The 13,942-nt window shown below is 41.0% G+C and carries 11 protein-coding genes; 2 read left to right on the top strand and 9 right to left on the bottom strand.

The genetic code is table 11. The annotated features are described in order from the left end of the window. Window positions 1–14: 14 nt before the first annotated feature. The 5 genes from ACLLO5_RS24205 to ACLLO5_RS24185 form a co-directional block, all read right to left on the bottom strand. A complete protein-coding gene (locus tag ACLLO5_RS24205) occupies window positions 15–2,057 on the bottom strand; it encodes a histidine phosphatase family protein (RefSeq protein ID WP_413173029.1) in 2,043 nt (680 codons plus the stop codon). A gap of 316 nt (window positions 2,058–2,373) precedes the next feature. After that, window positions 2,374–3,429 (bottom strand): substrate-binding domain-containing protein, encoded by a 1,056-nt coding sequence (locus ACLLO5_RS24200; RefSeq protein ID WP_413173028.1) that lies wholly within the window; start codon window positions 3,427–3,429, stop codon window positions 2,374–2,376. A 50-nt stretch (window positions 3,430–3,479) separates the two neighbouring features. Then, a complete protein-coding gene (locus ACLLO5_RS24195) occupies window positions 3,480–4,916 on the bottom strand; it encodes a cyclic nucleotide-binding domain-containing protein (protein ID WP_413176182.1) in 1,437 nt (478 codons plus the stop codon). Window positions 4,917–5,065: 149 nt separating this feature from the next. Then, a complete protein-coding gene (locus tag ACLLO5_RS24190; RefSeq protein ID WP_413173027.1) occupies window positions 5,066–7,669 on the bottom strand; it encodes an adenylate/guanylate cyclase domain-containing protein in 2,604 nt (867 codons plus the stop codon). Window positions 7,670–7,812: 143 nt separating this feature from the next. Next, the gene (locus ACLLO5_RS24185; protein WP_413173026.1) at window positions 7,813–9,822 is read right to left on the bottom strand and encodes an EF-hand domain-containing protein; all 2,010 of its coding nucleotides are present in this window, start codon (window positions 9,820–9,822) and stop codon (window positions 7,813–7,815) included. Between the two features lie 188 nt (window positions 9,823–10,010). Between ACLLO5_RS24185 and ACLLO5_RS24180 the strand changes: the two genes are divergently transcribed. Beyond that, window positions 10,011–10,922, top strand: coding sequence for a LysR family transcriptional regulator (locus ACLLO5_RS24180; protein WP_413173025.1), 912 nt, complete (start codon window positions 10,011–10,013; stop codon window positions 10,920–10,922). 44 nt (window positions 10,923–10,966) lie between these two features. On the opposite strand, the gene ACLLO5_RS24175 is transcribed toward ACLLO5_RS24180, so the two are convergent. Then, complete coding sequence (locus tag ACLLO5_RS24175) at window positions 10,967–11,575, bottom strand: hypothetical protein (protein WP_413173024.1); 609 nt, start codon at window positions 11,573–11,575, stop codon at window positions 10,967–10,969. A 137-nt stretch (window positions 11,576–11,712) separates the two neighbouring features. Here ACLLO5_RS24175 and ACLLO5_RS24170 point away from each other — a divergent pair, with 137 nt between their 5' ends. Continuing rightward, complete coding sequence (locus ACLLO5_RS24170; protein WP_413173023.1) at window positions 11,713–12,144, top strand: biotin carboxylase; 432 nt, start codon at window positions 11,713–11,715, stop codon at window positions 12,142–12,144. 68 nt (window positions 12,145–12,212) lie between these two features. On the opposite strand, the gene ACLLO5_RS24165 is transcribed toward ACLLO5_RS24170, so the two are convergent. From ACLLO5_RS24165 to upp, 3 genes are all read right to left on the bottom strand, one after another. After that, window positions 12,213–12,491, bottom strand: coding sequence for a YggT family protein (locus tag ACLLO5_RS24165; protein ID WP_013190384.1), 279 nt, complete (start codon window positions 12,489–12,491; stop codon window positions 12,213–12,215). Window positions 12,492–12,622: 131 nt separating this feature from the next. Beyond that, window positions 12,623–12,970, bottom strand: a complete 348-nt coding sequence (locus ACLLO5_RS24160) for a hypothetical protein (protein WP_413173022.1) — start codon at window positions 12,968–12,970, stop codon at window positions 12,623–12,625. 76 nt (window positions 12,971–13,046) lie between these two features. Beyond that, window positions 13,047–13,697 carry a uracil phosphoribosyltransferase gene (gene upp, locus ACLLO5_RS24155; RefSeq protein WP_413173021.1) on the bottom strand — a complete coding sequence of 217 codons (651 nt, stop codon included), beginning with the start codon at window positions 13,695–13,697 and terminating at the stop codon, window positions 13,047–13,049. Window positions 13,698–13,942: the final 245 nt, after the last annotated feature.

The raw sequence follows: 13,942 nt of genomic DNA, 5'->3' as shown, positions 1-13,942 counted from the left end.
GAGATTTTTGGAAGTTAGTCGTTTACTAATGTAGCAGCAGAAACAACGTTAAGGTTAGCAACTAACCCATAAGTTGATACATACTCTTCTAACTCTTGCAAATCAACTGTTCCACTTTTATCTGCGTCTAGAGTTTTGAACAGATAATCAGTTATGTATCTTCTGATTTCTTGTGAGCTACGTTCACCCGTTGTCATATCTTCTATTTGACCTAAAAGCTCCATAATTTCATCTTTATCAAGTGCCTTACTTCCATCTGTATCCAATTCAAGGAAAAGCTTTTTGATCTGTTCTGTTGCCATTCTCGAAGAACGCAGTGTTTCTCTCAATAATTCATTACTAAATGAATTCATAAACAATATTTGCTCGATGATTGGTATACAGAAAAATCCCAGTGCTGCCCAAAAAATTGCATATCTTACAGCTTCGGGATTTGCAGTTGTAGTAACTCCCAGAAAAAGAGAAGCCCAAAGGAAAAAGTTGGGATTCACAAGCAGGATATAAGCATCCTTAGCTTCTGCCTTATTCAGCTTGCCTGTTGTCAATACTAAAGTTAATACGCTAAAAACGCGGATTAAGATAAAAACTAATATTGCCACTGCTAGTTGTTGCAAACAGGCTAGTGAACGGTTCGGATCTGTTGATGAAAATAAGTCGCTTAGGAATGTTGATGGAGTAAATTGAAACCCTGTTGCCAACGCCATGAATGCGACAGCAAGCACTCCAATAAATTTCCAGTTCTTACTGTGGTGGTTTGATTCAACAGGAGATTTATCACGCCAAAACTGGGCTAAAGCTCCCGGTATTGCCAGACCAACAATTAGAATAATCCCGAAAAATATCAGGCTTGAATTGTTAATTGGTAATTGTTTTGCCAAACCAAATGTCACAACCAGTACAACTGGAGTGATGATTGATAAAGTCCTGGATAAGATAGCTGAGGGATAAAGATTACCGCCCCAAAGTACCGATAAAACTGGAGAAGTAAGGGCGGGTGGAACCATTAAAAAAAGCACCCACATAACTTTGTATAAATCGCCAGGGCTTTGATATAAGATTCCCGAAAATATTAAAAGTAGCCCAACTATCCATCTTATTAACATCCACCCATAGACTATATACTTCACTGTTGAAGTTACTTTGCGTTTACTCGCTGCAAAGTCAATGTCTAAGTATGTATAAAAGGTTGAAGCAGCCAGACAGGCAACAATGATTCCTCGAAATAGTTCTGATGGTATTCCCCATCTGGAAGCACTTAACGCCCTTACCAAGCATCCTAGTAAGAAGGCAGCAGCATAGAGAAAAATTGCCCACATAATTGACAGATCATTGATCTGTTTACGCACAGAAGCTGCACCGCCAGATTCCTTATCACGGAACTTGACTAACTCTTCTTGACTGAGTGCTTTACCATTAGGGAGTTTCAGATGTTTATAAGCAGTTGGTGGTAAATCACTTAAATAAAGTGCTAAAGGCTCCAATACATATTGGTGGCAAACCACTAGAACAGTTTCACCCCGTTCTAAATGCGGTACAATTCGCTCTTGGTAAAAACTTGCAGCCCGTTCATAAACTTGTCCAATCTTCTCGCCAGCCGGCGGTGCTTCGTTGTGTGAATGCAACATTTCCTCGAAGCCTTCGTAGCCCAAAGCTAGACGAAGTAGATTCAAATTACGACCGGCAAAGATACCAAAAGATTTCTCACTAATTCGATGGTCGATTTGAATAGGAACATCAGAGGATTTCAAAGCCTGACTTTCAGCAAGGGCAATTTCACAAGTTTGCCTTGCGCGTCTCATATGAGAGACATACACGGCATCGAACTTCATACCTTTTTTCTTGAGGTCAGAACCTGCTTGACGCGCTTGCAATCTACCAAATGCAGTCAAATCTACATCTAATACACCTGCAAAAATATTGCGTTCATTGCTGGTACTTTCACCATGCCGAATGAAATAGATTTTTCCTTCTTGATGGTTGTTTTCTCCTACTTGGCTAGATGTTTCCGAGTTAGGAATTATATTTGATAATAGATGCTCTTCTTGTAGATTATTCATGTTGTTTATAAAATCCCTGTAACCTAAAAATTTCTGTGTTTTTGAAAAAAGCAATTACAAATTCAAATTTTCTAATTCTTGCCAAAGCTTATTCATAAAATCATTAGCGTCCTTAATAACCTTTTTTGAAGTATTTATTGTAATAAGCAAAAATCAATTTATAAACTGCCTCTGTGACTGGGTTGTAAACACTTGAATACTGACAATATTTATTAATACTGGTTGCTTTGATGAATCAAGTTTATATGTATGTACCCTCTGGATAATTCCATTTTCTCTTTTTTCTTAATTTCCCAAAATGACAAAATAGGGATAATTAATTTCTCCGATTTGCTGCCTTCAACAACTTTTTATTACCCTTCACTTGCAAAAACTTAGTTTTTGACTCATCCAATACGGTTGGTTTAACTGGAAAGTAGCCCAAAGTATAAATTTCTTCGTTCACATAAGTTAAGTAATAGTTAACAAACCCTTCTACTTCCGTTCGTTTCCAAATCGCTTTGGCATCTGCATAAATATATAAAGGACGGATGAGAGGATATGCCGATTGGTCAGGGGCTACTCCATCAATGGCGATCGCCTTTAGCTTGTCTCGGTTTTGTTTATAGGAGCTATACTCTAAAAAGCCAACCATGTAGGGATTAACTAAAGCTTCTGAGTGCAACTGCTCGACAAATTCATAAGCCATCGTATTGGGAGCATTAATAAGTAGGCTGACGTTCCCCTTAAAGATAGCTTGGGCAAACAGGTCAACTGAGCCGACCGTACCAAATTCCGCTGGGACAATGCGTTTAATCACTTCCGTTGGCCATTTGGGATTCACATCTGACCACTTTTCAACAGTGAATACCTTGGCGATTTCGTCGCGTGTCAGATTTTTGGGGACGAAATTATTCTGAGAACTAACTACAATAGTCACTGCATCAGTGGCAATTTGAAAGCCTATTGGCTCAACACCTGACTTAGCACAGGCGGCTGACTCCTGACTGGTAATCGGGCGAACCGCATTGACAATATCTACCTTTTTCCCCTCGCAAAATAGCTTGAAGCCAACCTGAGTATCAATACCAGCAAGATCAATCTTGTTGGGGTAGCCGTCTTGGATAAAGCGTTGAGCAATAGCCTGACTAATCGGCAAAACGACCTGAGTTCCCGATATCGCCAGTGTTCCCTCCAGTTCCAGGGGTTTTACCTCCGGCAGCACAATGCCCTGTTTAGCTGAGTCTTGTGTTGAGGGGGGTTTAACTAATTTACGCTCCACCTCCTGAATACCTAAGTTTTCTTTTGAGGTCTTGTTTGCACTGACTTGATTGTCAATCTTTGCCTTTGAGGTTTTTGACCCTTGGGCGCAGGTTGTCAATAATAAAACCATGCCGCTCAAAAATAAGCAACTTCTATAAAGCTTTGCGCTGGTTCTCCTCATCATCCCACTTGCACCCGGCGACCATTGTTACTAATTAATGGACTCGCTTCGTCTTTGATTCCTTTAGCAAGTCGAACCATTCTTTTCCGTTCTTCGATATACTCAAGAATCTCTGCGGCAAATTTGTTGTTAGACTCAATCACTTCGATAACCTCTTTGGCTGGAATTACTACAACCTCAACATCCTCATCAGCAATGGCTGTAACCGGACTTACCTCCCCTGGAAAGATAGCCATTTCCCCAAAGGCTTCGTTAACTTCAAGCTCGTCCACTATCTGGCGCTCACCTTGCTCATCAATTAGATAGGCGTGTCCCTTGCCCTTGAAGATAATATAAAGTCCCTCGTCTTCTTTACCTTCTGTGATAATTAACTCACCCTTACCGTAGGCTTTAAATCTAGCTCTTTGGGCTAGTTTCTCAATTTGATGATCATTAAGCGTCAAGAAATAAGGAAGCGATCGCAAATAAGTTACTAATTCCTGTTGGCGGTTCTCTAATACTTGGGGAATCTGGTTCGGTATCCCAAGTTTCGCATCGACATCGTACTGCACTTGAATTGGATAAGGCATAGTCAAGCCATAACGTTTGGTGAGATAGTAAAGTCGAGATTTGAGTTCCGCCGCCACGAGCCAATCTTTTTCAGGCAGCACTTTATAGGAAAGCTTGTAAGTGATACTGCAATCTTCATAGGAACTAAGCAGAGCCGGATCTTTGGCTTCGATCAGATATATACCCTCCGTCAAGGTATTGAGAGCGGGAATTACTTGATTGGGAGAATCGTCATAAGAAAATGAGGCGAAAATACTTTTCCAGATTCCTTCCTGACCGAAATTGATGATGCTTGCCTTCGACAACACCCCATTGGGAATGTTTAATTTCATCGTCGGAGTGGCTATTGTCACCGACCACCAATTTTGTTCAAGTACCCGTCCCTGCTTTCCATCTATCTCAATCCAATCACCCGTTCTGAAAGGTTTAGCAAATAGCAATAGTAATCCTGACACCAGATTACTGAGGGTATCTTGCAAGGCTAGGGCAATTACTGCTGAAGCTATCCCCACACTGGAACCCAATCCAGCCAAACTTATATTCCAAACTCCATTGATAATGTGATACCCAATGGCTAAGATCACTACACCCCTAGCTATCTGAAAGAACAGGTTAGGTACATGAATTTGCCATTTGATCGGTTGCTTTTTTGTGGTCAACAAAGCGTTGATTAAAGAAAGTCCCGCGACAATCACCGCAACCCAAGTTAACGTTTCCACAAAACGCACCCAGGAATCTTTGCCAGCAACGCTTAAAAGCTGTCGCATTACCAAGATCACGGCTAAGGGAGGTAACACATACTCACGCACCTGACGCAGACCAACTGCTAAGGGGTGTTGCTGCCGTTCTAATCTTGAGACTGCTTCACCCAGCAGTATCCCCAACACTGGAAATCCCAGACCCAAAAGCAATAGCCATCCCAGAAGTGATTTATCCATGACTGTTATTTAACGAACCGTAAACAGTGAATAGGTTTGCGAGAATTCTGCCTTCTGCCTTCTGCCTTCTGCCTCCTGCCTCCTGCCTCCTGCCTCCTTCAAACACCTATCTTTTCCAACTCCAGTTCGGCAGCTGCTTCTTTCATAATTTCGCTCAGGAATGTGTAAGCTTCTTCCCATGCCTCCCGCGTTGGCAGAGTAAAACCTTCACCCAGTCCTTGCTCTAACGTCCACAGCAACGCCTCGCCAACAATATCGTAGTATTCAGCCTTGACACCAAAACCCGCATGTTGGCGACCCAAATTTTGGACGGCGGGGATAATCTGATCTGGTTGACGCAAACCTTCCACGGCAAGAGCAAGGGTATTCATTAGCTTACGCTCCTGTTGTTTCATATCCCCCTTAAATAGAGGACGAAAAGAAGGTTCTAATTCAAACAGTCGGTTGTAGAATAGTTCAGCAGCTTTATCAGCGATGGGCTTGACTTTAGCAAAGGATGACTGAACCAATTCCACCTGGGTGGGAACTAATTTCCTAGTAGTTACAAGCGTCCAAGTTTCTATCTTTCCCAGGCTTTGAACTTTTAGCGATGGGTTTTGGATGAATGTGAAGCTATCTTCCACCCGTTCGTACACACTCTGAGTCATCAAAATATAGTTCAACTGAGCTTGGCTCTGTAAGCGGTTTGCTAAATACGCCGTTTCCCCCCAAAGGACGTACTCAAGTCGCTGGGTTCCCACTACCCCTGCTGTTACCGGACCGGCATGAATGCAGATGCGTAAACCAAAGGCAGAATTATGACTTTTATCCATCCGCTGGATAATGTTTAACATAGCTAGGGCAAAATCAACGGTTCGTTTGCTGTGGTCAAATCTAGCTTGGGTGAGTCCACAGGTTACCATGTAGCTGGTACTAGTGCTGTTCTGCCGTTCCATGCCGTAATGCTCTGCCGTTTGGTCAAACTCATGAAATAGTTGGGTAAGCAGTTGGGTTACCTCTGTGGGTGACATCCGCTTGTTCAACTCAGCAATACCTGCCAGATGGGCATTAAGAATGGTTATTTGCTTGAAGCTGTCAGCAATGAGCAATTCTCCTTGTTTCCTGCGTTCGGCGATCGCACTGGGTAGGATATTCTGCAAGAGAATATCATTCTCTTGCTTCTTGATTTCTAGCTGCTCCTCAGTTTGGCGCAATTTGTTCGCCACCTTTTTGAACTCTGTTGTCAATTCCCCAAACTCGTCTTGCGACTTGATCTCAATTTCCGTATCCAGTTCCCCAGCAACAAGTTTCCGGGCGCTATCAGTCAAGCGACGCAAGGGAGAGGTAAACATCCTGGCCGCCACTGCCGCTAAAAACGCCGTCCCCAGTAGGAAAATCACCGCCGCAATCAGCAAAGTTAGCTGTAACCTGTAAAGCGGACGATAAGCTTCCCCCACCTCCATTTCTGCCAAAATCGCCCAATTTAAACCGTTCAACTTCAAAGGAGCGTAGGAACTCAATACTTCTGCTCCCCGATAATTGCGGGTTACGATCATGCCTTGTTGCCCTTCCAAAGCGGCTTGAGCGGCTGGACTCTTGATTTTCTGTAAACCAATGGTGGTGTTGAAGTTTTCCATTAGTTGGAGAGTTTTCTCGTCAGTCCCCATGTAACGAGCAACGTTTTGATATTTTTTGGGGTCTTCAACCCAAAAACGGGATGTCGAACGCATTAGGGAATCAGGTCCGACTAAATAAGCTTCCCCCGTTTTCTGCAAACCACTGCCTTGCCAATTATTATTCCGGCTAATAGCCAGGTTGATCTTATCAACAGGTAATTGCACCGCCAAGATGCCAATCATGTTAGAACCACTATAAATGGGCGTTGCCACGAAAGCGGTGGGAGCATCATAAGAGGCGCGGTAAGGCTTAAAATCAGCCACCTGAATGCTACCTTTTGTCGGGTTTGCCTGCACTGTCCGCACCAAATCCGATAGTGCAGTCTGGGAGTAAACACCCTGTAGCTCATTAGTAGCAAAATCGGTTTCTTTAAAATAGGAATAGATTAAATCCCCTGTTTTAGGGTTAATCAAAAATACATCATAATAACCGAATTTTTTCACAATTCCTGCAAAAAATTGCTGATATTTAGCGTGAGCTTTAGTATAGTTGCTCCCATCACCAGCATCGAGAAGTTTGTCTTTTTTACCTACTGGATTGGGATTAGAAACAAGATAATGATACTGGAGATAGCGAGCTGCTTGTCCGGTGGGACGATAAACACTGGGGTTCAGTTCTTCAGTGGATAAATTCTTTTTCAATCGAGGGAAAAATTGCTCACTATAGTAAGCATCTAAAGCCGTATCCCATTCGGGGGGAATAATAAAGTTTCGATCCAGGTTGCGGAAACCCCCATTCAACTCTACCATTGCTTTAACGACGTTGCTGTCTGCTGCCAGCATCCCCACTTGGTCGTTCAAATTTTCAAAGTACGACTCAAACTGCTCGGCTTTGGTGTTGCTGATCCCTGCAAGTTGGTCAGCGATTTTGCTTCTGAGGGTGGCTTGTGTTTGATACCAACCAATTCCACTAACTACCACTACAGAACCGAGGCTAACTCCTAAAAGCAACCCTTGCAGCTTGGATTTAATTGTCCAGTCGCCCAATTTTAGATTACTTAGGGAGGCATTACGGAACTTATGGAAGGGAGTTTGAAGATTTAACATCTTTTTTATTAATCTGATGGTGAATCTTAAGCTGTTGCGGTTGCATATTAGGTTCTTGCATAATGTTGATTTTTCCCTAATTTACAAGTATGTGAGTAGGTAGTCTCATCATGATGAAGATGGAATCATGACCGAAATTTTGGCTAGAAATTTTCTTTTCTATAACCAAAACCGTATTTTGTACAGAGACTTTTCAACTGTGTTGAGAGTCCAGGAGGCCCACAGAAAAATACATCAATTTTATGGGGCGCGTGTTGTTTTGCTAAGTCCCGGAAAATATCATCCCAATCTGGACGACCAGTTTTTGTTCGACTCTTTAAACCTGTAATTAAATCAACCTTTGTTTGGGAGTGCAACAAATCCATGGACACAAATAAGGTGCTAGACTTCATATCTGATTTTTGCTGTGCGCCTGTCAGATATAAGTTGATATCAAAGAGTTTGTTAGTGTCCTCCGATTCAATTTCTGATAACAGTTCAACAAACCATTCAAAGGCTTTTTGTTCTCGATTTAGCCAGAAAAAATGTACCTTCTGCAAATTTGTGCTAGAAGAATGATGTTGATTGCGATACAAAATGCTTTTCAGAATCGAAGCAAAGGGAGTCACACCAATCCCTGCACCGATTAGCACTGCATATTTAGATTCAAAAATATGTGTACTTGGTGTACCATACGGACCATCTAAATAAACCGATACTCCCTGTTCAGTTTGACCACTACCTGAACGTATCCATTCTTCCCTCTGCTCTCGAAAAAGTTGATATAACTTACCAGTCCAACTACCTGCTGCACGGATATGTAACGATAAAATATCTGGTGTTTCTGGGGCGCTACTAATTGTAAATGGATGCCATTCAAAGTTGGAAATACTGGGACATTTAATAAATAAATAATCTCCTGGTTGATATTTGAAAGAGGCTGGACGTTGCACTTCTAAACCTAAAACTTTAGAAGGAAGTAAGGAGGCATTAACTACAAAGGTTGCATCTTTTGTTACTCTCCAGCGAATAACTAATTCAATCACAAATCCCAGCACAGGGAATAATACCCACTGCCAAAATACTGGCCCATGAATTAATGCGAGAATAAACCACAGCCCATATCCCATGTGAGCTATGTAAAAAAGCGCAAATTTCCCTCCTTGTCGGATAGGTGCTTGTGCCGTTACCCACATAACTGTGAAAACTAGCAGTAATAAAAATCCTGATAAACCAGCTTTTGTCCCCAATAAACTTTCTATAAAAGGAGTAGGTAAGGTAGTATAATTGAGAAAATGTGCGAACGTATGCACAATTGCTAAGGCAAACATGACTTGACCTATAAGCTTATGAAACTCGATACTTTCATCTATAGGTAAATAGTCGTTAAGGCTGCTTTTACGAAGCAAAGTCATAAAATGCCGCATCATGGGGATGAGAATTAACGCCCCATTGAAGTTAAGTGTTGCACCACAACCTCTAGCAATTTGAACATATACATTTTTTCCTAAATCTGCATATCGATCAACTGCCCCAAAGAAAAGAAATATGTTAACAGCAACATAGAGGGATAGAAAAGCTATTTTGACCCAATTGTTTTCAATATAATGCTTGATGTAATCTTTTTTTGTCCGCTTGTTTTCTGAGGAAGTAACTGTTTGAGAGTTTTGTTTATGAGGTCTGAGCCAGCTAACAGGGCTGACGGTCATTGCTTCAATTAAATCAGGAAATTTGCCTATTAAACCTTTAAATTCTGCAAAGGAAATTGCCCCGCTGTTGTCGCTGTCAGCTTCTAGAAACAATATATCAACTAAATTGTTAATTTCTTCTGGTTTGAAACTGAGATTATTTTCATTAAGGCTGGCAGTAATCAAGTGAGCTATTTCTGATTTTTCTATGCGATCATCTCCATTGATATCATGTAATTGATAAGCAAATTTTAGTTTCTCTTCTGTAGTAGCTAAAACCAGGTTTTCTACAGCCTTTAAAAATTCTTCTATTTTAATATCACCGCTGTTATCTTTGTCAAAGATGGAAAAGAGTCTGTCAGCAAAATATTCGTCTTTAAGTCCTAAAGCTTTTTTAAATTCTTTCTGATCAACTTGTTTGTCTTCTCCAGCAATTTTGATAAAGACTTTTCGCAATTCTTCTAAGGTTTGTTTTGGTGTTGCCATTGTCTAGTTATTTATAACGGTTATTTATTGCTAAATGGAGGTTAGTAACTCTATTGTTAATCTTTACTGTTGAGTCCTCATATTCAACAGATGATATTTCTAATCATTCAGCATAATAAAATACATAATTAAAGTCTAATGCCTTATAATCATGGCAATTATAACTTTTAGGCATACCCCACAGAATTATGGAATTACGCCATCTTAAATATTTCGTGGCGGTTGCAGAAAAACTAAATTTCAGTCGTGCTGCTACCCAACTGTATATTTCACAACCTGCGTTAAGCCGGCAAATCAAAAACCTTGAAGATGAACTCAGTGTCATTCTCTTTATCCGAGAATCGGATGGGTTGAAACTCACTGAAGCTGGAAAATTTCTTCTAGAACAAGCAAAGGATATTTTAAATCGTTCTGATAATGCTATTCAAAGTATTAAGAATAATTATAAGAATTTAGATGAGCCTTTGATAATTGGCTATATCCCAACTATCCTACAGAGTTTTTTAGGTGAAGTGTTACATTGTTTTGGAGTTACCTATCCTGAAATTCCTGTGCGTTTTCAGGAAATGTCCCCTAGTGATCAAGTAAAAGCTTTGCGAGATAAAGTTATAGATATTGCTTTTATGGGTAATCCACCGGATGCTATAGAAGCAAAATTTGTGGTTAGATGTGTTAAGCAAGTTGTAATTGATGCTGTGTTACCGGATACCCATCCATTAGCATCTTGTACTTCAATTAATTTAATGGAAATAGCATCAGAAAAATTTATTGGGATGTCTGAAGAAACTTTTCCTGGTAGAAATAAGCGCATCCGTGATACTTGCGACAAAGCTGGTTTTACACCAAATTTATACTTGTTTGCTGATAGTCATGCTTCTATGATTGCCCTTGTAGCGGCTGGACAAGGAGTAGCAGTAATGCCAAGAGAGGCAAAAGCACTACCTCATCCCAAAGTTGTGTTTATGCCGCTTCACCATCCAATATCCTATGCTCGATCAACAGCGGTTTGGAGAAAAGAAACACCTTCTCAATCTTTAGAGAATTTTCTTAAAATTCTTTTTGAGAATAATAGAATTCGTGAAACTTTAAAATCTCTTTGATTTTACAAAAATGCAACTACTTATTAACAAAGCTATTTCTTCATCTAAGTCTTTGGCCAACGCCAATTATAACGATTCCATTCATAGATACCCTGAATCTCATACTCTGTGCCATTAAAGAAGCGAATTTGGCAACTGGTAAAGGCATCGTTACCATCACGAAATTCATCCATCTTAATCACCACACAGGAAAACCATTCCCGCTGATAAGAACCATCCTCTGGTATCCATTCCCACAGTGCATTAGAAACTTCAATGCGATCGCCTATTTTTAGCTTTAGCGCCTCTTCCAAATAAGAATACTTGTCAAAATGGTATGATTCCACCCGATTCAACCACTGTAAGCCATAACGCTGGCGAATAAACTGCACTTTTCCCGAATCTTGGGACAAAAGCCAATCATTGAGTAACTGCACTTTCCAAGTCCGGTTTTGTTCTTCCTCAGCTTTAACGAACTCTAAAAATGCTTCTAATTCCTCTGGAGTCAGTTCATCCAATGGATTGGTAGTATTTGATACCCAAATCGAGTTGTTCTGAATTTGCTCAACTACTTGCAGTAATATTCGTTTCTGCATATCAGTGAGAGGACAGCTTGCTATATCACAACGACTAAACGCTGTTTGCAAAGCGGCTTCAATCTCATCTGGATTCATAGGCTAATAGCAAATGAGGATCTATTCTTACAATTATTACAAAGTAAAATTCAACTCTCTAATTCTTTAAGCGTAAATTTTACGTTCTCTGCGGTTAAAAATTGCGTATACTTTAAAATAAAGTTATTGTGCGCTTTATGCGATTACGCTCACTCACGCTGATCTTTATTTCTGGACTTATTGTTCTTCTGTCCTGGGTTTTCACTCCCCCGGCTCAAGCATTGACAAAAATTAAACTATTTGATGTCTCTTATCAAGATTGTCCACCAGAATTAGCCAAAGGTGCTGTTATTAGCAGTGGTTCAGCGGCTGCTAATTGCTTTATCGTCACCGGTAAAGCAGAAAATGGCACTTATAAAACAGTTTATGATGCAGATATCTTTGGACGCATCTATGATGCCAACAATGATCCCATATTACAAAATCGCACTCGTTTAGGTTCTATTCCTGAAGTACCACCTGGTATTAGCAATTTTGAGTTAAGAATTTCTGTACCTGTCAATCAGCCAACTCCATTACAACTGAAGCAGTTTAAAGCGTCTGGTTTCAGCGGTCAAGTGCGAAGATAAGTTGATTCAGGAATTTGTAGAGACGCTTTTGGTTTTAACGTCTCTACTCAAGTCAATTGGACTGGTGGTTAAAATCCTTGTCCTAATGGCAGACGACTCAGACCAGCCAGAAAACTTCCAGCTAAGTTGAGTGCTAGGAAGGCTAAGATGGGCGAAAAATCCATACCACCCAATGGGGGGATAATTGAACGAAATAGATTGAGATAGGGGTCACTAATCTGGCTCAACGCGGCAAATGGTTGGTTATACCAGTTGATTTGGGGAAACCAGGTCAATAAAACCCGAATAATTAGCAAGTAGCTATAAATTTGGACAAAGGTTGCTAGTGTCGTAATCAGTAAATTCATGGATGGGTTAGTTTTCTGCTAAAAGTTAAACGCAGTCTTATTTATTGATTTTAATAGAGGTAATGTCATCGCGCTTGCAAATGGCAGCTACATCTACCAAAATAGGTTTTTCACGATGAAACTGCTGCTATTTAGGAGTCTTGGGAGAGAGAACGTTCAACTGACTGGGATGAAGTGCCATTGACATTCCCTAACTGGTTGCGGACATCATCAATTGTGGCATTGAGTTGAGCAATTTTATCTTCTAGCGATCGCCTGGCTGTTTCCATTTCTAATCCCTCGTTAGCCACGGCTCTCATTTGCCTTCTTCTGGCTGCTACTTTTTTATTGGCTTCCAGGGAGCCATTATTCATTTCTGTCTCTTCTTCTCCCATGGCATCCCGTCGAGATGCCAGCACGGCACCCAAAACCCCACCAACTACTCCACCGACAATTGTCCCAAGTAAAAAACCACTAGCAAAACCATCTCGCTGACTCATATCTTTACCGCCTTCAAGAAATCTGCAACTTTCCTTTGTATTTAAGCTATGTTCCGGCTTGCGCTACATCCTAAGCTTAAGTCCCAAAGATGCGATCGCCAGCATCTCCCAATCCCGGCACAATAAACCCCTGTTCGTTGACTGTTCCATCAATAGTGGCGCTGTAGACTGTTAGACCAGGATAAGCTCCACTCAATTTTTGTAAAGCTGGTGGAGCAGCTACCACACACACAATTCTGATCAACGCTGGATCAACACCTCTTTGTGTCAATTCTGCCATTGCTGCCATTATAGACCCTCCTGTAGCTAACATTGGGTCGGTAATTAACACCCTTGTTTCCGGATCAAATTTGTCTGGCAGTTTATTTAAATAACAAGAAGGTTCTAAGGTTTCTTCATTTCTTTCCAAACCCAAATGATAAATTTTGGCCAAGGGTAGCACTGTCTGCGCTCCCTCTAACAACCCTAACCCAGCCCGAAGAATCGGCACAACTGCCATTGGTACCTGTGTATCAATCAAAGTCGCTGGACAGGCAGCTAAGGGACTCTCAACAGCGGTTTCTTGCGTCGGCAACCAATCTCTTGCCGCTTCATAAGTTAACCATCGTCCTAACTCAATGATGGCAGAACGAAATAAAACTGAAGGTGTAGCCACATCACGAGCTACTGCCAGCCAGTGCTTGATTAGGGGATGGGGTGGAACATAAACAAGCAATTGTTGAGTCATAGCCAGAAATGGGCAGCTTTTGATTATATAGGGAACTGAAACATCATCATACTCTTTTCGGAGTATGGCTGATATCCTTTTTGGATATAATGCTGCCGGGGTTTCATCTGTGGCGATCGCTCTGTTTATTGCAAAATATTTTCATTAGTAGTTGACATATATTCTCAACCAAGGCTATACTCCTATAAAGTGTTCTCCTCTCTTTAAAGGATCGGCAGACGGGATTAGCCAGCGGTAGCAGGCTT

Origin of the sequence: Anabaena azotica SJ-1, from assembly GCF_047275885.1 — a bacterium.
Lineage (GTDB): Bacteria > Cyanobacteriota > Cyanobacteriia > Cyanobacteriales > Nostocaceae > Trichormus_B > Trichormus_B azotica_A.
This window is presented reverse-complemented; position numbering and strand designations above follow the sequence as displayed.

Excerpts from the sequence above, each read along its gene's own strand:
- ACLLO5_RS24205 (WP_413173029.1), bottom strand. The coding sequence starts at position 2,057 with ATGAATAATCTACAAGAAGAGCATCTATTATCAAATATAATTCCTAAC.
- ACLLO5_RS24200 (WP_413173028.1), bottom strand. The coding sequence starts at position 3,429 with ATGGTTTTATTATTGACAACCTGCGCCCAAGGGTCAAAAACCTCAAAG.
- ACLLO5_RS24190 (WP_413173027.1), bottom strand. The coding sequence starts at position 7,669 with ATGTTAAATCTTCAAACTCCCTTCCATAAGTTCCGTAATGCCTCCCTA.
- ACLLO5_RS24185 (WP_413173026.1), bottom strand. The coding sequence starts at position 9,822 with ATGGCAACACCAAAACAAACCTTAGAAGAATTGCGAAAAGTCTTTATC.
- ACLLO5_RS24180 (WP_413173025.1), top strand. The coding sequence starts at position 10,011 with ATGGAATTACGCCATCTTAAATATTTCGTGGCGGTTGCAGAAAAACTA.
- ACLLO5_RS24175 (WP_413173024.1), bottom strand. The coding sequence starts at position 11,575 with ATGAATCCAGATGAGATTGAAGCCGCTTTGCAAACAGCGTTTAGTCGT.
- ACLLO5_RS24170 (WP_413173023.1), top strand. The coding sequence starts at position 11,713 with ATGCGATTACGCTCACTCACGCTGATCTTTATTTCTGGACTTATTGTT.
- ACLLO5_RS24165 (WP_013190384.1), bottom strand. The coding sequence starts at position 12,491 with ATGAATTTACTGATTACGACACTAGCAACCTTTGTCCAAATTTATAGC.
- ACLLO5_RS24160 (WP_413173022.1), bottom strand. The coding sequence starts at position 12,970 with ATGAGTCAGCGAGATGGTTTTGCTAGTGGTTTTTTACTTGGGACAATT.
- upp (WP_413173021.1), bottom strand. The coding sequence starts at position 13,697 with ATGACTCAACAATTGCTTGTTTATGTTCCACCCCATCCCCTAATCAAG.